This window comes from Dermacoccus sp. MPR-E5, assembly GCF_058809565.1.
In genome coordinates this window covers 22,939-40,887 of the sequence record NZ_JBXASS010000014.1, presented here as the reverse complement: position 1 = coordinate 40,887, position 17,949 = coordinate 22,939, and the positions used below count along the sequence as shown (strand labels likewise).

15 protein-coding genes are annotated in these 17,949 nt (G+C 70.8%); 9 read left to right on the top strand and 6 right to left on the bottom strand.

The genetic code is table 11. From position 1 onward, the window contains the following. Positions 1-61 precede the first annotated feature (61 nt). Both AC1RS9_RS11375 and crcB read left to right on the top strand, forming a co-directional pair. Positions 62-448: a FluC/FEX family fluoride channel gene (locus AC1RS9_RS11375; RefSeq protein ID WP_235181999.1), complete on the top strand. Its 387-nt coding sequence runs from the start codon at positions 62-64 to the stop codon at positions 446-448. Then, positions 445-795, top strand: coding sequence for a fluoride efflux transporter CrcB (gene crcB, locus AC1RS9_RS11370; protein ID WP_235181998.1), 351 nt, complete (start codon positions 445-447; stop codon positions 793-795). The genes AC1RS9_RS11375 and crcB overlap by 4 nt, the downstream gene beginning before the upstream one ends. Positions 796-865: 70 nt before the next feature. Here crcB and AC1RS9_RS11365 read toward each other — a convergent pair whose 3' ends face one another. Continuing rightward, complete coding sequence (locus AC1RS9_RS11365) at positions 866-2,392, bottom strand: sensor histidine kinase (RefSeq protein WP_136788798.1); 1,527 nt, start codon at positions 2,390-2,392, stop codon at positions 866-868. Continuing rightward, complete coding sequence (locus AC1RS9_RS11360) at positions 2,389-3,117, bottom strand: response regulator transcription factor (protein WP_038566843.1); 729 nt, start codon at positions 3,115-3,117, stop codon at positions 2,389-2,391. Before AC1RS9_RS11360 ends, AC1RS9_RS11365 begins: the two co-directional genes overlap by 4 nt. Positions 3,118-3,428: 311 nt before the next feature. Here AC1RS9_RS11360 and AC1RS9_RS11355 point away from each other — a divergent pair, with 311 nt between their 5' ends. Beyond that, positions 3,429-4,493, top strand: a complete 1,065-nt coding sequence (locus AC1RS9_RS11355; protein WP_131940510.1) for a DUF8548 family protein — start codon at positions 3,429-3,431, stop codon at positions 4,491-4,493. On the opposite strand, the gene AC1RS9_RS11350 is transcribed toward AC1RS9_RS11355, so the two are convergent. Next, on the bottom strand, positions 4,484-6,775 hold the full coding sequence (locus tag AC1RS9_RS11350) for a bifunctional metallophosphatase/5'-nucleotidase (RefSeq protein WP_286697371.1): 2,292 nt from the start codon (positions 6,773-6,775) through the stop codon (positions 4,484-4,486). The two genes, AC1RS9_RS11355 and AC1RS9_RS11350, sit on opposite strands and share 10 nt — an antisense overlap. A 267-nt stretch (positions 6,776-7,042) precedes the next feature. Between AC1RS9_RS11350 and AC1RS9_RS11345 the strand changes: the two genes are divergently transcribed. Further along, a complete protein-coding gene (locus AC1RS9_RS11345; protein WP_286697372.1) occupies positions 7,043-8,092 on the top strand; it encodes a pirin family protein in 1,050 nt (349 codons plus the stop codon). 81 nt (positions 8,093-8,173) lie between these two features. Here the strand turns inward: AC1RS9_RS11345 and AC1RS9_RS11340 are convergent, their stop codons facing one another. Beyond that, on the bottom strand, positions 8,174-8,815 hold the full coding sequence (locus AC1RS9_RS11340; protein WP_492921547.1) for a hypothetical protein: 642 nt from the start codon (positions 8,813-8,815) through the stop codon (positions 8,174-8,176). Between the two features lie 254 nt (positions 8,816-9,069). On the opposite strand from AC1RS9_RS11340, the gene AC1RS9_RS11335 reads away from it, so the two are divergent. Genes AC1RS9_RS11335 through AC1RS9_RS11325 form a run of 3 tightly spaced genes read left to right on the top strand, consistent with a single transcriptional unit; the run spans position 9,070 to position 10,461 of the window. Then, the gene (locus AC1RS9_RS11335; RefSeq protein WP_492921545.1) at positions 9,070-9,534 is read left to right on the top strand and encodes a hypothetical protein; all 465 of its coding nucleotides are present in this window, start codon (positions 9,070-9,072) and stop codon (positions 9,532-9,534) included. After that, the gene (locus AC1RS9_RS11330) at positions 9,531-9,965 is read left to right on the top strand and encodes a lysoplasmalogenase family protein (protein WP_492921543.1); all 435 of its coding nucleotides are present in this window, start codon (positions 9,531-9,533) and stop codon (positions 9,963-9,965) included. Before AC1RS9_RS11335 ends, AC1RS9_RS11330 begins: the two co-directional genes overlap by 4 nt. Before the next feature lie 10 nt (positions 9,966-9,975). After that, positions 9,976-10,461 (top strand): hypothetical protein, encoded by a 486-nt coding sequence (locus AC1RS9_RS11325; protein ID WP_062255792.1) that lies wholly within the window; start codon positions 9,976-9,978, stop codon positions 10,459-10,461. Positions 10,462-10,633: 172 nt separating this feature from the next. Here the strand turns inward: AC1RS9_RS11325 and AC1RS9_RS11320 are convergent, their stop codons facing one another. Continuing rightward, positions 10,634-11,047: a YqfO family protein gene (locus AC1RS9_RS11320; protein WP_082740386.1), complete on the bottom strand. Its 414-nt coding sequence runs from the start codon at positions 11,045-11,047 to the stop codon at positions 10,634-10,636. A 6-nt stretch (positions 11,048-11,053) separates the two neighbouring features. Next, positions 11,054-12,100, bottom strand: a complete 1,047-nt coding sequence (locus AC1RS9_RS11315; protein ID WP_006945748.1) for an ATP-dependent 6-phosphofructokinase — start codon at positions 12,098-12,100, stop codon at positions 11,054-11,056. A 212-nt stretch (positions 12,101-12,312) separates the two neighbouring features. Here AC1RS9_RS11315 and AC1RS9_RS11310 point away from each other — a divergent pair, with 212 nt between their 5' ends. Both AC1RS9_RS11310 and AC1RS9_RS11305 read left to right on the top strand, forming a co-directional pair. After that, the gene (locus AC1RS9_RS11310) at positions 12,313-16,485 is read left to right on the top strand and encodes a Pls/PosA family non-ribosomal peptide synthetase (protein ID WP_492921540.1); all 4,173 of its coding nucleotides are present in this window, start codon (positions 12,313-12,315) and stop codon (positions 16,483-16,485) included. Continuing rightward, positions 16,485-17,864: a M1 family metallopeptidase gene (locus AC1RS9_RS11305; protein ID WP_062255798.1), complete on the top strand. Its 1,380-nt coding sequence runs from the start codon at positions 16,485-16,487 to the stop codon at positions 17,862-17,864. The genes AC1RS9_RS11310 and AC1RS9_RS11305 overlap by 1 nt, the downstream gene beginning before the upstream one ends. Positions 17,865-17,949 lie beyond the last annotated feature (85 nt).

Here is a 17,949-nt window from a genome sequence, read left to right as displayed (position 1 = left end):
GCGGCTCACCCGCGCATCAGGTGAGCCGCCGGCGTCATGCGTCATGGCCTAGGCTCGGGCCGTGAGTTCGCCCGCCTTGCATCGTCGCGTCTCGATGGTCGCTCTCGTCGCCCTGGGCGGCGCAGCGGGGGCGATGGCCCGCGCCGGTGTTGCGGCCGCGATGCATGCGCCGTGGGCGACGCTGACGGTCAACCTCGTCGGCGCGTTCGTCCTCGGCGGGCTGCTCGAGTTCTTCACCCGCGCAGGCGACCGCCCGGCCTGGCGTCTGCTGCTCGGCACCGGGTTCTGCGGGGCCTTCACGACGTACAGCACGTTCGCGCGAGAGGTCGCCGAACGCTCCGCTGGGTCGGGAGTGGGCCTCGCCGCCGCGGAGGTCGCGCTCGGCCTCGCAGCCGCGGCGGCGGGGGCCGTCGTCACCGCCCGTTGGGCACCTCGGAGCAGCGCATGATGACGTGGCCGCTCATCGCCCTCGGTGGCGCTGTCGGAGCCGTCCTGCGCTTCGTCCTCGACGGAGAGATGAAGGCCCGCGGCCCACGCACGTGGCCCCACTCGACGTTCGCCGTCAACCTCCTCGGCTCGTTCGTGCTCGGCGTCCTCACCGCGCATCCTCGCCCAGGATGGTTGAGCGCCCTCGTCGTCACCGGCGTCTGCGGCGGCTTCACGACGTTCTCCACCGCGAGCGTCGAAACGCTCACCCTGCTGCGCGCACGGCGCGCGGCCACTGCTCTCGGGTACGCGGTGGGCAGCGTCGTCGCGTGCGTCGCCGTCATCCTGTTGGCCCACCGCATCGCCTGACGGCCGGGCTCGGGCCGGCTGTCGAGCCGCGCGGCGCGCATCCGACACCGCGACCGGCTCGAACCGAAGCTCACTCAGCCCCGAGCGCTGCGGGGCGGCGCGGCAACGTCACGATCGCCGTCGTGCCGGCAGTGCTGGAGTCGAAGTGGATGCTCGCCTCCATCGACTCCGCGAGTGCCATCGTGATGGCGAGGCCCAGCCCACCGCGACGACCGGTGTCCGAACGCGCCGCCCCCTTGAAACGTCGCCCTGGTTCGGCGGCGACGGACGCGGGCAGCCCCGGCCCGTCGTCGGCCACCTCGACGACGACGCTGTCGCCGGCGTCGCGCACGCTGAGCTGCACGCGCGTACCAGCGGGCGTGTGGCGTCGCGCGTTCGTCACCAGATTGACGATGACGCGGCGCACCCCGTTCTCGTCGCCCACGATCTCGCACGCCTCGTCCGGCGCGTCGAACGCCCACAGGTGCTGCGGCGCCATCAGTTTCGCGTCGGACAACGCCTCCAACGCGAGGAACGTGACGTCGACGCTCTCCTGTGCCGCGCGTTGGCCGGCGTCGAGGTGGGCGAGGAGCAACAGATCCTCGACGAGGCGCGCCATCCGGATGCTCTCGCGTTCGATGCGACGCAGCGATGGCGCCAGCTCGAGCTCGAGCGCGCGGACGTCACTCGCCGCCCTACGTCCGTGGTCAGCGCCGCCATCCTGGCCCTCAACGCCCGAGAGGCCCGCGCCGGCAGAGTCGCCCGCCGCCTCGGATCGCTCGGCCTCTACGGCGCGCGTGAGCATCGACGCGGACAGCTCGGCATGCGATCGCACGACGGCCAGCGGCGTGCGCAGTTCATGGCTGACGTCGGCCAGCATGGTGCGCAGGGCGGCCTCGCTCTCGTCGCGGCGCGCGAGGGCCGCCTCGACCTGACGCAGCAGATCGTTGATGGCGTGCGTGAGCACCCCCACCTCGTCGGCGGCTCGTCGCGGTTCGGGCACACGGCGGCTGACGGCGTCCTCCACCGATTCCGCGGGTGTCTCGGCGATACTGCGCGCGGTGCGCGTGACGGCCTGCAGGGGCCGCACCTGACGTCGCGTCAGCCACACGCCGACGGCGCTCGCCACGATGCCCGCGGGCACCCACAGTGCCAGTTGCCACGCGGCGAGGCGGGTGAGGTCGCGCTCCGCAGGTTCCATGCTGACGGCAGCGAGCACCTCGGTGCCGGGCTGCCTCAGCGTGGCGACGCGCATGTCGTCGCGTTCGGGCAGCTTGACGTCGCGCAGGCCGTCCGGGCGATCGAGCTCGGTTCGCAGCGCGGTGGCGTCCTCCGCCGCCACCACGCGGTCGGGGCCGTTGGCGCGCACGTCGAGCCGGTCGCCACGTCGCACCATGACGATCGCCCCGGACGGTAGTTCTTCCGCCAGCTCCTGCGCCGACGTGTGCTCGTGGTTGACCGCAACGTGCAGGGTGTCGTCGATGCTCGCGTGGATGACGGCGCGTGACAGCAGGAACGAGGCGATGCAGCCGATGGCGGCGAGCACCATCGTCAGCGTCATGACGAGCACTGCGACGCGGGTGCTCAGCTTGCGTGGCCGCAGCCGTGCGAGGTTCATCCCGCGGCGGGTCGCATGGTGTATCCGAGGCCCCGCACCGTGTGGATGAGCGCCGGATGCGACCCGTCGATCTTCTTGCGCAGGTAGCTGATGTAGAGCTCGACGACGTGCTCACCGCCCTGGAAATCCTCGCCCCACACCGCGGCGAGCAACTCCTGCTTCGAGCACACGCGACGCCCGTTCTGCGCCAGGTGCCGCGCGAGCGCGAACTCGGTGGCGGTCAGACGGATCGGTTCGCCGGCGCGCGACACCTCGTACGTCAGGGTGTTGATGACGAGGTCGTCGACGACGAGATGCTCGCCCTGCCCCTGCGCGACCATGCCGCTGCGGCGCATGAGCGCCTCGGCGCGGACGATGACCTCCTCGAGGCTGAACGGCTTCGTCAGGTAGTCGTCAGCGCCCTGCCGGATGCCACTCACCCTGTCCTCCAACGCATCCCGCGCCGTGAGGAAGATGACTCCCGCCTCGGGCAGGATCGAGCGGATGCGGGCGAGGACGTCGAAACCGTCCGTGTCCGGCAGCCCGATGTCGAGGACGACGACGTCCGGGCTCTCGCGCCGCGCGAGGGCGACGGCCTGCGAGCCGGTCGTCGCCGTCAGCACCTGCCAGCCCTGGAACGTGAACGCCGCCGACAGCGACGTGAGCAGGCCCTCCTCGTCGTCGACGATGAGGACGCGCGCTGCACGTCCGGTGACGTGACGAAAGGATGCCTCGCGGGTGTTCATGCTCCCACGATAGAAGCCGCCGAGACGCGCGAAACAGACCACAGTTCCATGAGAGGGAATTCTGAGGAAGGGGCGATAGTTTCATCTTCGTGCCCAGGAAGGTGCTCCCGTTCCCCCCTGGTGTGATGCGTCCTGGGCACCCCAGCGGCGGTGGAGGTCTCGACCTTCACCGCCGCTTTCTTCTCACCGCGGGCGCGTCGTCCACAGGCCGTGACGGCGGGAGCGCTCTTTCCGCTGCCGGAGCAGGCTGATCCACAGGGTGGCCGTGCTGACGTTGGCGCCGCTCATGGCCCGCCCGCCACGCTCGAGCCATGAGCGACGATCTGGCACCCGGCCCCCTGTTCGACACCCCCGCGCCTGACACCTCCGACGACGCCGCACCGACGCTCGTCGGCGCGTGGATGAGCCCCGGCCTCCTGACACATGACGGTGTCGTGCCGCATGACGAGCGCCTGCCGGGCGATTTCGGTGCGACCGGCCCCGGGGCGGACGATCCCGACGCGGGCGGCCCGGCGGAAACCGGCCTCGGGTCGGACGAGGCGCCGTCGGCCAGCCAGCCGTCCCCTGCTGACCCGACGGCCGGTGAGTCGGCCGCTCCCGAAGACGCGCCTGCTCCGGAGAACGAGCCAGCTCTCGAGGACGGTCTCGTTCCAGGGGACGATCTCGAGTCGTGCGCGGCGACCCTCGCAGTCGCCGTCGTGCTCGAGCGCGGCGCTCCGTCTGCATGGCGCGCCGTGCCGGTGCGTCAGGGCCTGAGCAGCGCCGTCATCGATGCGGTGATGACGCCCCGCGTCATGACGAGCACCGTCGACGCCGTCGTCGCCCGCCACGAGGCCGCGTTCGGGGCGGGCACCGCGTCGGAGCTGCTGCACGCGTTCGATCTCATGGGCGAGACGACGTGGCGGGAGGAGATCGGCACCGGCCACCGCACCCGCGCCAGTGTGGACGCACCCCACAAGAGCGCCGTCATCCGTCAGGCGGCGGCGCTCCTCGCGGGCCGAGGTATCGAGTCATGCGCCGACCTGGTGGCGGCCGCCCACGACGACGACCTCCGACGGGCCTGGTGCGCGCTGCCCGGCCAGTCGTCCGGCTCGACGTGGCGTCACCTGCTGCTCGCCGCAGGGTGCGACGACGTCATGTTGTGCCCCCTCACCCGATCCTTCGCGCGCCGCGCCACCGGCCACACCCTCACCGCCGACGAGCTCCACGCCGTCATCGTCTCCGCGGCCGTCCAGTTGGGCATCACGCCCGCCGCGATCGAGCACCAGATGTGGCGCGGCGCGCTCACGGCGAAGCGCCGCCGCCCCAGCGTGAGCGACGACGGCGCTGCGCGTGAGGGGGCCGATGAGCCCCCTGCTGTCGACGATCAGCTCTGACGGCGCAGACGCATCGCGATGCCCGCGCCGGCAGCCACCACGACGACAGCCAGGCCCGCGAGGCCTGTGACGGCGCGCTCGTTGCTCACGCCATCGGTGTCGACCTTCGGCCCCGTCGTCGTGCTCGGGGACGTGCCGTCGGAAGCGGAACCGGTCTCCGTCGCGCCGGTGGTGGAGCTCGTCGAACCGGCCGGCGGCGGCGTGGGCTCGGTCGTCGGCGTGGTCGGCTCGGTCGTCGGCGTCGTCGGTTCCGTCGTCGGCGTCGTGGGCTCGGTCGTCGGCGTCGTCGGCTCGGTCGTCGGCGTCGGGGTCGTCGTGGCGCCGGCCTCGAGCGTCACGGGGAAGCTGCCCGTCGTGCCGGATTCCTTGGCCCTCAGCGTGATCACGGCGTCGCCGGCGGCGAGGTCGCTCGGGGCGGTGAACGAGATCGTGGCCTCACCGTGGTTGGCCGGGTAGGGCGGGGTGGCGGCGCTCGTCGCGCTGATCGGGAACGTTCCGACCACGTGGCCACCGATCGAGACCTCGACCGAGGTGTTCGTCGGCGAGTTCTTGCTCGTCATGTCGAAGCCGGAGGCGGTGAACTCGACCTTCTCCCCGGCCTTGACGCTCGTCGGCTGGCCATGGATGGACAGCGACTGCTTGGCGTACGACGGCTTCACCGGGCTGTGCGCCTTGAGCCACTCGACGAACAGGCCCTGGTCGATGAGACCGGAGTCGGAGATCGGGCCACCCTCGTTGAGGGCGGTGAAGTTGTCGCCGCCGGCCATGAGGAAGGAGTTGGACGCGACGGTGTACTTCGCCGCCGGGTCGATGGGCTTGCCGCCCACCATGACGCTGGTGATGCGCGAGCCCGCGGGCTTGGTCTCGTCGAACGTGTACGTGACGTTGCTCGACAGGCCCATCTTGAGGAACGGGCGGGAGGCGCCGTCGGGCTGCCACTGCTGCTCGAGGAGCTTGACGAACGTCGAGCCCGAGATCTCACGCGTCGCGACCGTGTTGTTGAACGGCATGACGGCCGCGGCCTGCGCGAACGTCAGGTTGCCCGCGGCGTCGGGGACGAGGTCGGCGCGCACGCCGCCGGGGTTCATGATGCCGATCTCGACGCTGCCCGGGCGACCGGGCGCGTTGAGGGAGTCGACGTAGCTCTGCGCGATGGCGTTCGACAGGTTCGACTCGGCGAGACGGTCGTCGCGCGAGCCGTCGGGCTTGAGCGCCGAGGTGATCGGGCCCGTGGCCTGCGCGATGACCTGCTGACCGATCTGCGCGGCGCGCGCGTTCGCCGAGTCGACGATGGAGGCCGCCGCAGTGTAGGCGGGCAGCGACGCGCAGGCGTCCGTCGGCGCCGTGACCTTGCGGTTGACGACGGAGTACTGCTTCACCTTCCCCGAGGCCTTGTCGTAGCCGAGGTTGAGGATGCCCAGGTTGTGCGCGTAGAAGTCGGTCTGGATGATCGGGCGCGTGCCGTCGCCGTCAGGCATGGGAGCGTCCCAGTCGTACAGCTGGTGGGTGTGGCCGGTGAAGATCGCAGAGACGTTCGCGCTCGTCTTCGTCACGATGTTCTTGAAGACGGGGCTCGCGGATTCCATCTGCTCCAGCGTCGCGCTGCCGCCCTCCGGCGCACCCTCGTGGTACTCGGCGACGACGACGTCGGCCTCACCGTTCGACGGGTCGCCGTCCTTCAGCTTCGCGGCGACACGGTTGACGGCGGCCACGGGGTCACCGAAGTCGATGCTCGCGATGCCGTCGGCGCCGACCATGTTCTTCGTGTCCGTCGTGACGGCACCGACGACGGCGACCTTGACGCCGTTGACGTCGAGCACCTTGTACTCGGGCAGCGCGGGCGTCGTCGTGCCCTTCTCGTAGACGTTGGCACCGAGGTAGGTCCACTGCGCGCGCGACTGGACGTGACCGGTCAGGTCGTCGAAGCCCTTGTCGAACTCGTGGTTGCCGACGGAGGAGACCTGCAGCTTCAGGGCGTTGAGGTAGTCGATCGACGGGTTGTCGTCCTGCGAGGCCGACTCGAACGGCGAACCGCCGACGTTGTCACCGGCCGAGATGAACGCCGAACCCGGGAACTCCTGCTCGGCCGAGGCGACGGTGCAGGCGAAGTCCTTCGTGAAGTGGCCGTGGAAATCGTTGGTGCCGAGCAGCGTGACGGGCGTGAGGTCGGCGTCGAGCGTGGGAACGACGGTGGCGGCGTTCGCGGCAGGCGTCAGGGCACCGGCGAAGGCGAGTGCGAGCACACCGGAGAGGGCACAGGTGCGCGCGATGCGGTTGGTCATGAGGTTCCTCGAGGTTCGAAGTGTTCGGCGGACGCTCGGCCTGGGGCACGTCGCCGCGGGGAAGGACAGCGCCTCATTGTGCGCAGGCTGGCCGCCCCCTGGGTGCCCCCAGCGCCCCCTGCGCGTGATGTTCACCAAGTGTTCGCCTGACGTCGTCGACCACGGGCGAAACCGCGGCGGCGGCCGTCCACCTCACCCACCCCGCCAGGCGGAATAGTTGAAATGTAAACTAGGTTGAATCAGGCAACCGATCGCCAGGAGGATCACATGCCCGCCGTCACCGCAGACACGCTCACGCTGCCGCGCCTCGCCGCACCCGCGGCCACGGCCCGCGAGCGCCGCGTCACCCGTCACGTGGCCGGCCCGAAGGGGTACGAGGGCGAGGGTTTCCCGGTCACGCGCGCCTTCGCCGGCATCCCTCACGACGAGCTCGACCCCTTCGTCCACATGGACGAGATGGGCGCCGTCAACTACGCCCCGGGCGAGCCGAAGGGCACCGACTGGCACCCGCATCGCGGTTTCGAGACCGTCACCTATATCATGGACGGGCGCTTCCAGCACCAAGATTCGCACGGTGGTGGCGGCATGATCGAGAACGGCGCCACCCAGTGGATGACGGCCGGTTCGGGCGTGCTGCACATCGAGACGCCCCCGGCCGAGCTCGTCGTCTCGGGCGGCTTCTTCCACGGCATCCAGCTGTGGGTCAACCTGCCGGCCGCGCAGAAGTTCGCCGACCCGCGATACCAGAACATCGACGGCACGGACTCCGAGCTCGTGACGACGCACGACGGTGCCGCGCTCATCCGCATCATCGCCGGCTCCATCGGCGGCTTCCGCGGCCCGGGCAGCACGCACACGCCGATCACGATGGCACACGCGACGATCCCTGCCGGCGTGCGCGCCGACATCCCGTGGGAGGCGTCCTACAACGGCCTCGTGTTCGTCCTGTCCGGTTCGGGCACCATCGGCAGCACGCCCGCTGAGGGTTCGTCGCCCCGGCCCATCTCGGCGGGTCAGACGATCGTCACGAGCGCCGGTGACCTCATGACGCTGACCGCCGACCCCCGCCAGGACGTCGAGACCCCGTCGCTCGAGGTGCTGCTGCTCGGCGGTCGCCCCATCAAGGAACCCGTCGTGCAGTACGGTCCCTTCGTCATGAACACGAAGGCGGAGGTCATGGCGGCGTTCGAGGACTTCCGCTCAGGACGCCTCGGCCGCGTCCCCGCGGACGCCCTGCGCCCCTACCGCGCGACGGAGGCCGAACTGCGCGACGCCGTGGCCGCCATGCCGCACGGGGGCACCATCACGACCCCCTGACCACCGCGCCGCCGTCCCCATCGGCGATTTTCGTCCACCTTCGAGGCCGGCTCGTCGCCCACGACGGGCCGGCCGGCGTCGTCACCCAACGGGCAGAGCGGGCATCTGCATGACGAACCACACCGCGAAGCCGACGGCCAGTGCGAGGGTGACGATCGCGACGACGGCCGTGACCGCGGGCGCCGTCCGAGGGCGTGGGCGCTGACCGCGCGGGGCTGCGATGACCTTCGGCAGCCGCCACACGTAGGCGAGGACGTGCGTCGCGGCGCAGATGATCCACCCCCAGAACGACGCCTCGTGCAGCGTCAGCCAGATCGTGTCCGGTTCGTACAGCGTCACGATGCCAGTGCCGATGACGCTCGCAGTGAGCACCACGAGCAGCGGCCCAAGCAGTCGCAGGACGATGAACGGTGGCCCTGACGCGACGTAGCGGCCGTCGCGCGTGTAGTAACGCACGAGCCGGTAGCCGGTGGAGGTCAGCTTGACGAGGACGACGACGCCCGCGGCGATGCCCAGCGCCGCATGCCACTCGATGAGCCCCTCGACGTCGAGCAAGGTGACGCCGACGGCGCTCAGGACGAGGACGAGCGAGGCGCCGAGCGTTGCGGTCAGGCGTGAGTTGGCGACGACGCCGTCGTCCGCGGCGGGCTTGTCGACGCTTTCGGGGCGGAACAGCTCGGCGGGGAAGAGCACCTCGTCGAGCGGTTCGGGCAGGCGATTCATGCGCCGATCATGCGGCCGCGCAGCGAGATGCGCCAACCAGTGCAGGCAAACCTGAGCTCGCCACCTCGTGCTCACTCCGGCGACACAGAACCCGCCCCGCGAAGCTGCCTGCCCGTTATCCACGCCCGCGGGGTCGATATCCACCGCGAGGCCATCGCGAAGCTGCGATGCTGAGGGGACGAGAACGGCGCTGACGCGCCCCGAGACCGAACCCGAGTTCGAGGAGAGATGACGATGACGCACGGTGAGCGGGCATGAAACTGCGTCCTCTGCGCCACCGTTCGGCAGGCCGCGCAATCACCTCACTTCCCGGCGCGGCCACGCGCCCTGCCATCGCTCGCCTCGCGACGACGCGCCCCTCGGCCGCGGCATACGTCGTCGTCGCTGCGACGACCAGCCTCGGGGCTCTGTTGCCCGACGATCGCCTCCACGCCGTCACCAAGCATCTCGTCGCACCGCTCGCCGCGCTCGACGCCGCGACTCGCCCGGGGGCGTGGATCCCGCGTCGCCGTCGTACCACCGGCACGCTGCTCGTCGCCCTCACCGGCTCGGCCATCGGCGACCACCTCATGCTCGCCGAGTCGCGCAGCGAGGGCGCGGCGGCTCGCCGTCATCTGCGTCGCGGCGCGGCCGCATTCGGTGTACAGCAGCTCGGCCTGCTCACCGTCATGCGCACGCGCGCCAGCGCTTCACGCCGCGCACGATCGCAGTCGGCGTGACGACGCTCGCCGCGCTCGCCGTGGTCGATCACGTTGCCGCCCGGCGCGATTCCGTCTCGTCGATCGTGCCGGACGACAGCGCTCCGAGCGCCGCTCACAACCCGGACGCCGCCAGGGTTCAGCCGCGCGCCCCCGAGCCGCGCACGCCCGACGCGCCATCGTCCGCACTGCCCGACCCTGTCGTCGCGACCTACGGGGCGCTCCTCGTCGCCATGGCCATGCTCGCCCAGGACGACGCCCGTACCGCCCGTGGCGGGGCCCTCTTCCTCGCGAGCGACGCCCTCATCGTCACCCGACAACTGCTGCCGCACAGCAGGCTGCGGCGCGTCGCCGACACCGCCGTCGTGGCGACGTACACCGCGGCGCTCGCGATGCTCCTCGACGCGTTGGCCGCCGACGACATCACTCCCGCGCGATGTCACCGCGGGTGATAATGCAGGCATGGCTCTGCAGATCGACTACTTCGCCGCCGCGTCCGACGAGGAGGCCGCGGCGCTCGTCAACCTCGAGACGGGCGTGCGCTCGATCCCGTTCGACGACGAATCCGACGCTCCGGCAGTCGAATACGACGTCGTCCCCTCCCAGGTCGTCGATCCGGGCCTCGCGCTCGGCTACCTCAACGAGCTGTTGACGGGCGTGCCCGTCGAGGAGTTCGTGACGAACGGCTGGCCCGCGCTCGTCGCGACGAGTGACGACGAGCAGAAGTTCGTCCTGCAGGTCGACCCGGGATTCGTCGCGCTCATGTCGACGCGCGAGGGGCCGTTCGGCGACCTCGCCGCCCAATGGGCCGCCGTCGAAGCACCCGAGGACGCCGACGAGTGGGAGGCCGACCCACGTGAACTCGGCGAGTTCCTGGCCCAGTTCGTCGCGCTCGCGCTGACGGCCGGCGACGAGGGCAAGCACGTCTACTGCTGGCTGTGGCCCTGACGGGTCTGGGTGCTCGCCGGCCCGGCGCCGCAGGAGACGCCCGCCGGATGGCAGGTCACTCACACGTAGGCGCGCAACTGCGTGCCTCCCTGTTCGCCAGTCGCCATCCTGCATCACGCGAGGCCACCGCAGCGCGTCATGCGAGGCCGCCACGCCGCATCACGCGCAGCGATCACCTCGCAAGATCCTCCCGCGACAGCGCACGGTAGGCGTGCCAGGCCGGTTCCTCGTACGGGTGCGCGGCGAGCATGGCGTCGAGCGCCCGCACGGCGTCGCGCCGCGGGCACACGACTTCGATGCGCTGCTCCTGCACGACCTCGGGGCGCCCTACGGCGCCGATGTGGGGCTGCGCGCCGGCGAGCGGTTCGAAGCGCCCTTCGCCGGTGACGCTGAACGAGCACGCGCGGTAGTCGCCGATCGCACCCGCCCCGGCCCGCGCCGCAGCGTCACGCACCGCGTCGACGTGGCTGACAGGGGCGAACACGACGATGACGACGAGGCCGTCGCGGCCGCCCGCACCCCCGTCACCGGCGCCGAGGTACTGGCCCCCACGCCGGACGGCGCGCGCCCAGCGCGTCTCATGCACCGTCGATCACCCGAACAGGACGGCTGCCTCGTCCCACTGCTTGCGCGGGACGGTCTTGAGCTCCTTCGTCGCCTCGGCCATCGGCACCGTCACGATGTCGATGCCCGAGAGCGCCACCATCTGACCCCACTTGCGCTGCATGACGGCGTCGATGGCGGCGTGCCCGAAGCGCGTGGCCAGCACGCGGTCGTAGGCCGTCGGCACACCGCCGCGCTGCAGGTGGCCGAGCGTCGCCGCGCGCGTCTCGATGCCGGTTGAGCGTTCGATGAGCGGTGCGAGCGCCTCACCGATGCCACCGAGGCGCGGGCGTCCGGCGGCATCGAGGCCGCGTTCGGCCGCGATGTCCTCGAGTTCGCCCTTGTCGTTCTTCAGCTGGAACCCCTCGGACACGACGACGACGGGTGCACGCCCGCGCGCCTGCGTCAGCAGTACCCATTCGGTGATCTGCGCGAGCGTCACCGACACCTCGGGGATGAGGATGGCGTGGGCGCCGCTCGCGAGCCCGGCGTGCAGTGCGATCCAGCCGACGTGACGGCCCATGACCTCGACGACCATGCAGCGGTGGTGCGCCTCCGTCGTCGTGCGCAGTCGGTCGATCGACTCGGTCGCGATGGAGACGGCGGTGTCGAAACCGAAGGTGTAGTCGGTGCCCGACAGGTCGTTGTCGATGGTCTTCGGCACGCCGACGACGGGCAGCCCGTCAGCGGCGAGACGCGCGGCACCCGACAGCGTGCCCTCGCCTCCGATCGCAATGATCCCCTCCATGCCGTGCCGTTCCATGACGGCGCGGATCGCGTCGGGGCCTCCGACGCCGTCGATGCCGTTGTAGGGGTGCGTTCGGGAGGTGCCGAGGATGGTGCCCCCCTCCTTGGACAGCCCACGCACGCGACGGCGTGGAAGGGAGAACACGTCGTCGACGATGAGGCCGCGCCACCCGTCACGGATGCCGGCGAACTCCTGCTCATAGATCTTGTCGCCCTTCATCACCGCGCCACGGATGACGGCGTTGAGGCCGGGGCAGTCGCCGCCAGAGGTCAGGATGCCGATGCTCATGCGCCTAGTTTCTCCCATGCGCGGCGGCAGGGGGCACCCGCACCGCCGGGTGGGACGTCGCGTCTCTCCCTACGGACGAGTAGACCCGCAGCCATGTGGACGGGACGGCAGCCGGCGCGACGCATCGCGCGTGCGCGGAGGACACCCGTCGGGAGGAGCCTTGCCCATTACGATGAGGTGTCACCACACCTCGACGGCAGGAATCCGTGAGCATGACGCGCCCCGACGACACGACGCCTCAAGCCCCTGTTCCCACCGAGCCGGAGGCTGCGGAGCCAGAGCCATCCGGAACCCGCGACCCGTTGCTGCGTGGCGATCTGGCTCCCGCGCCGCGCACACTCGTCGACATCCTGCGCGCGAGCGTCGCCGCGCACCCGGACGACCCGGCCGTCGACAACGGCCAGGACGTGCTGACGTACGCCGAATTCGCCCAGGCCGCAGAGCAGTTCGCCGACGCCCTGCACGAGCTGGGCATCGGTTCGGGTGAGCGCATCGGCATCCGCATCCCGTCGGGAACCCTTGATCTGTACGTCGCGATCGCGGGGACGCTCGTCGCGGGCTGCGCGTACGTGCCGGTCGACTTCGACGACCCCGACGAGCGCGCCGACACCGTCTTCGGCGAGGCCGACGTCGCCGCCATCGTCGGCAAAGACCTCGTCATCAGCCCCCGCGCGCCGCACGCCGACGACGCCGCGGCGCATGACGACGTGCGCACCGGCGACCCTGCCCTCACCGACGACGCGTGGATCATCTTCACCTCGGGTTCGACGGGCAAGCCGAAGGGCGTCGCCGTCACGCATCGCAACGCTGCGGCGTTCGTCGACGCCGAGGCCAACCTGTTCCTGCAGAACGCACCCATCGGGCCGGGTGATCGCGTCATGGCGGGTCTGTCCGTCGCGTTCGACGCGAGCTGCGAGGAGATGTGGCTCGCGTGGCGCTACGGTGCCTGCCTCGTGCCCGCACCGCGCAGCCTCGTGAAGTCGGGCATGGATCTGGGGCCGTGGCTGACGGCGAACGACATCACGATCATCTCGACGGTGCCGACGCTCGTCGCGCTGTGGCCGCACGAGGCGATCAAGGACGTCCGCCTCGTCATCCTCGGCGGCGAGGCGTGCCCGCCCGAGATCGGCGCCCGTCTCGCGACCGAGGCCCGCGAGGTGTGGAATACCTACGGCCCGACGGAGGCGACCGTCGTCGCCTGCGCCGCGCAGCTGACGGGTGAGCCACCCGTGCGCATCGGCTTGCCCCTCGACGGGTGGGATCTCGCCGTCGTCGACTCCGAGGGCAACCCCGTGCCGCAGGGTGAGGCGGGCGAGCTCATCATCGGCGGCGTCGGCCTCGCGCGCTACCTCGATCCGGCCAAGGACGCGGAGAAGTACGCGCCGATGCCGACGCTCGGGTGGGATCGCGCGTACCGAAGCGGCGACATCGTCGTCAACGATCCGATTGGTCTGACGTTCCAAGGCCGCGCCGACGACCAGATCAAACTCAACGGCCGACGCATCGAGCTCGGCGAGGTCGACTCCGCGCTGCTGCAACTGCCGCACGTCAGTGGTGCGGCTGCGGCGGTGCGTACCTCGGAGACGGGCAACAAGCTGCTCGTCGGCTACCTCACCGTCAAGGACGGCTTCGACCGCAAGGCCGCCACCGCGCACCTGCGCGAGACGATGCCCGCGGCGCTCGTGCCGCAGCTCGCCGTCGTCGACACGCTGCCGACGCGCACCTCCGGCAAGATCGACCGCGATGCGCTGCCGTGGCCCCTCGAGATCCCGATGGGTGACGGCGACGGCGAGACGTTCACGGGCACGGCGGCGCGGCTGCAGGAGCTGTTCGCCAGCATCCTGGGCACTCCCCCGACGTCGCCGGACGACAACTTCTTCGACCTCGGCGGCGGCTCGCTGACGGCGGCGCAGCTCGTCGCGCGGCTGCGTGAGACGAACCCGGAGATCACCGTCGCCGACGTCTACGAGGCGAACTCGATCACCGAACTCGCCGCGACGATCGACCAGATGTCCTCTCCCACCGGGCGATTGAACGACAACGTCGTCAAGGTGCGCCGCAGCACGCAGACGTTGCAGGTCGTCGCGTCGCTCGCTGTACGCCAGTTCTCGGCGCTGCGTTGGCTGACGTGGTTGGGTGCCGGCGCGAACCTCGCGCACGCCTCCGGCATGACGTGGGTGCCGACGCTGAGCTGGTGGTGGATCCTCGTGGGCTGGGTGCTGTTCGTCGCCCCGCCGGGGCGGATGCTGCTGGCCGCCGGATTCGCCCGCACCATCCTCGCGGGGGTGACGCCGGGCGCGTACAGCCGCGGTGGACGCACCCACCTGCGCGTCTGGCTCGCCGAACGCATCGCCGACGAACTGGGCGCCACCAACCTCGCCGGTGCGCCGCTCGTCAAGTTCTACGGCCGCCTGCTCGGCTGCGACATCAAGAAGCACGTCGACCTGCACAGCCTGCCGCCCGTCACCGGCTTCCTCACGCTCGGCAAGGGCTGCTCGATCGAGCCCGAGGTGGAGCTGCGCGGGCACTGGATCGACGGTGACACGTTCCATCTCGGACGCATCGAGGTCGGACCGAACGCCCGCGTCGGCACGCGCTCGACGCTGCTGCCCGGCGCCCGCGTCGGCAAGCGCGCGGAGATCGCTCCCGGTTCGGGCGTGTTCGGTCGCGTGCCCGCCGACCAGCTCTGGTCCGGGGCGCCCGCCGAGCACATCGGCACCGCACGCGGCCCGTGGGACGAGCAGGCGCCGCCGAACAAGCCGATCTGGCTCGTCGCGTACGGCGCGACCGGCATGGCCGCGTCGCTCATCCCCGCGGTGGGTTCGGCGGCCGGGCTGGCCGTGCTGTGGCCCTGGCTGCGTCACGCCGACTCGGTCGCGGACATCGCCCGCATCGGCGCGATCGGCGTCATCCCAGCGACGCTCGTCGGTTTCGTCGTCACGGCCCTCGTCATCCTGGCTGCGGTGCGCGCCCTCGGCCGCGGCCTCGTCGCCGGTCACCACGCGATTCACGGCGGTCAGGGCTGGCGCGCGTGGACGACCATGCGCATCCTCGACGAGGCCCGCACCTGGCTGTTCCCGCTCTACTCGAGCACGCTGACGCCGAACTGGCTGCGCGCGCTCGGCGCGAAGATCGGACGTGAGGTCGAGGCCTCGACCGTGCTCATGCTGCCGAAGATGGCGGACGTCGGCGAGGGCGCGTTCCTCGCCGACGACACCCTCGTCGCCAACTACGAACTCGGCGGCGGCTGGATTCGCATCGCGCCCGTCAAGGTCGGCAAGGGTGCCTTCATCGGCAACTCGGGCATGGCCGCGCCCGGGCGCAAGGTGCCGAAGCGCGGCCTCGTCGCCGTACTGTCGGCCGCGCCCGCACGCGGGGCGGCGAAGAAGGGCACGAGCTGGCTCGGCTCGCCGCCGCAACGTCTGCGCCGCCAGGCCGGTGAGACGGACGCCTCCCGTACCACCGCGCCGCCGACAAAGCTGCGTGTCGCGCGCGCCGTCGTCGAGGCGCTGCGGATCATCCCGCAGTCGCTGCACTCGGCGCTCATCGCCGGTGCAGCGCTGACGATGCTGTGGGTCGCCGACACGCACTCGTGGTGGCTGGCGGCGCTGACGGCAGGATTCGTGCTCGTCGGTTTCGGCGCGCTCGGCGGGGCGTCCGCCGTCATCGCGAAGTGGCTACTGGTCGGGCGCCTGCGCGTCACCGAATACCCGCTGTGGAGTTCGTTCGTGTGGCGCAACGAACTCGCCGACACGTTCACCGAGGTCGTCGCCGCGCCCTGGCTCATCCGCGCCAACGGCGGCACGCCGGTGCTCAACCTGTGGCTGCGCGCGATGGGAGCGAAGATCGGCCACGGCGTGTGGTGCGAGACGTACTGGCTGCCCGAAGCCGACCTCATCCGCCTCGGCGACGGCGCCTGCGTCAACTCGGGTTGTGTCGTGCAGACTCACCTGTTCCACGACCGCATCCTCGCGATGGACACCGTCACCCTCGGCGCCGGCGCGACGCTTGGCCCCAACAGCGTCGTCCTGCCCGCTGCGAAGATCGGCACACACGCGACCGTCGGGCCGACGTCCCTCGTCATGCGCGGCGAGAGCGTGCCTGACAAGACCCGCTGGCTCGGCAATCCCATCGGCCCGTGGATCGAGGACGAGAACCCCGCCGACGCCCGCCGCGACGGCGGCGAGATGGAAACCGACGCCGTCGCGCACGATGACGAAGCGGCGCGCACTTCGCAGGGCGCGACCCACGTCGAGTTCCACGACGAACCGTCCTCACCGGTAGCATCCGACGAACACCCCGGCGACGGGCAGCCCGTCACGAACGGCGCCTCCTTCGAGGGACGCGACGCCACGCCAACCGCACGACCCGAAAGCGATTCCTGATGTTCAGCAGCACTCCGAGCGGCGGCGCCGACCCCTACGTCCCGGGTCACGGCGATCTGGCGTTCGGCGTCGATTCCTACGATCTGACCCTCGACTACACGCCCGCCGGTAACCGTCTCGACGCCACGGCCGTGCTCGCCTGCCGCATCGTCGACGACGTGCCGGAGGCCTCGCTCGTCGACGGCGGGGTGCGCCGGATCGAACTCGACCTGCATCACCGGCTCAAGGTCGCGAAGCTGACGGTGTCGGGCGCGAAGATGGCGCGGTTCGGCCAGGAGCGTTCGCGGCTGTTCATCCGGTTCGCGCAGCCGCTCGCGCCGGGCGCGCGCTTCACCGTCACCGTCGCCTACAAAGGTTCGCCCGGTCCGATGCGCGGGCCCGATGGCGACGCGGGCTGGGAGGAGCTGGAGAACGGCGTCATCGTCGCGTCGCAGCCCCACGGTTCGCCGACGTGGTTCCCGTGCAACGACCGTGCCGCGGACAAGGCCGTCTACCGCTTCGCCGTGACGACGGATGCCGAGTACCACGTCGTCGCCAACGGCACTCTGCTGCGCCGCCGTCACACGGGCCGACGTGCGACGTGGACGTACGAGTGCACAGCACCCATGTCTCCGTACCTGGCGACGTTGCAGATCGGGCCGTACCAGACCCGTCAGATCCAGGCGAAGCCGACGGACGTCCGCCTCGTCTTCCCGCCTCGTCTGCGTGAGCCGGTCCGAGAGGCGTTCTCCGACCAGCTGCACATGATCGATTTCTTCTCCTCGCGCTTCGGCGCGTACCCCTTCGCCTCGTACACGGCCGTCATCACCGACGACCCGCTCGAGATCCCCCTCGAGTCGCAGACGTTGTCGACGTTCGGTTCGAACTTCGCGAACCGCGGCTGGGACGCGCAGCGCCTCATCGCGCACGAACTCGCGCACCAGTGGTTCGGCAACGCCGTGACGGCGGCGTCGTGGGAGGACATCTGGCTCCACGAGGGTTTCGCCTGCTACAGCGAGTGGCTGTGGAGCGAGGAGATCCATCTCGGGAGCGCCGACCAGCGGGCGCGCGAGGCGTGGCTGCGCCTGTCGCGGCTGCCGAAGGATCTGCGCCTGCACGATCCGGGCCCGAAGGACATGTTCGACGACCGCGTCTACAAGCGCGGAGCGCTGACGCTGCACGCCCTGCGCCTGACGATGGGTGACGCCGCGTTCTTCACGCTGCTGCAGCGATGGGTGGCCGAGAACACCGGCAAGACGGTGACGACGCAGCAGTTCGTGCGGCTCGCCGACGAGGTGGCTGCCGCAGCCGGCGTCGAACCCGTGGGCGCCCTCATCGCCGAGTGGCTCGAGACCCTCCCCCTGCCGCAGCTGCCTGGGCCAGGCTCCACGCGCGTCTGACCCGCTCGAGCCACTGAATGTGGACAGGAATCGCAGATGGGTACGCGGCGCCGCCACCGAAGCGATCCAGGTCACACCAGATGGG

Coding starts and splice junctions, on each gene's coding strand:
- AC1RS9_RS11335 (WP_492921545.1), top strand. CDS start 9,070: ATGAAACTGCGTCCTCTGCGCCACCGTTCGGCAGGCCGCGCAATCACC.
- AC1RS9_RS11305 (WP_062255798.1), top strand. CDS start 16,485: ATGTTCAGCAGCACTCCGAGCGGCGGCGCCGACCCCTACGTCCCGGGT.
- AC1RS9_RS11340 (WP_492921547.1), bottom strand. CDS start 8,815: ATGAATCGCCTGCCCGAACCGCTCGACGAGGTGCTCTTCCCCGCCGAG.
- AC1RS9_RS11365 (WP_136788798.1), bottom strand. CDS start 2,392: ATGAACCTCGCACGGCTGCGGCCACGCAAGCTGAGCACCCGCGTCGCA.
- crcB (WP_235181998.1), top strand. CDS start 445: ATGATGACGTGGCCGCTCATCGCCCTCGGTGGCGCTGTCGGAGCCGTC.
- AC1RS9_RS11325 (WP_062255792.1), top strand. CDS start 9,976: ATGGCTCTGCAGATCGACTACTTCGCCGCCGCGTCCGACGAGGAGGCC.
- AC1RS9_RS11345 (WP_286697372.1), top strand. CDS start 7,043: ATGCCCGCCGTCACCGCAGACACGCTCACGCTGCCGCGCCTCGCCGCA.
- AC1RS9_RS11315 (WP_006945748.1), bottom strand. CDS start 12,100: ATGAGCATCGGCATCCTGACCTCTGGCGGCGACTGCCCCGGCCTCAAC.
- AC1RS9_RS11350 (WP_286697371.1), bottom strand. CDS start 6,775: ATGACCAACCGCATCGCGCGCACCTGTGCCCTCTCCGGTGTGCTCGCA.
- AC1RS9_RS11355 (WP_131940510.1), top strand. CDS start 3,429: ATGAGCGACGATCTGGCACCCGGCCCCCTGTTCGACACCCCCGCGCCT.
- AC1RS9_RS11360 (WP_038566843.1), bottom strand. CDS start 3,117: ATGAACACCCGCGAGGCATCCTTTCGTCACGTCACCGGACGTGCAGCG.
- AC1RS9_RS11310 (WP_492921540.1), top strand. CDS start 12,313: ATGACGCGCCCCGACGACACGACGCCTCAAGCCCCTGTTCCCACCGAG.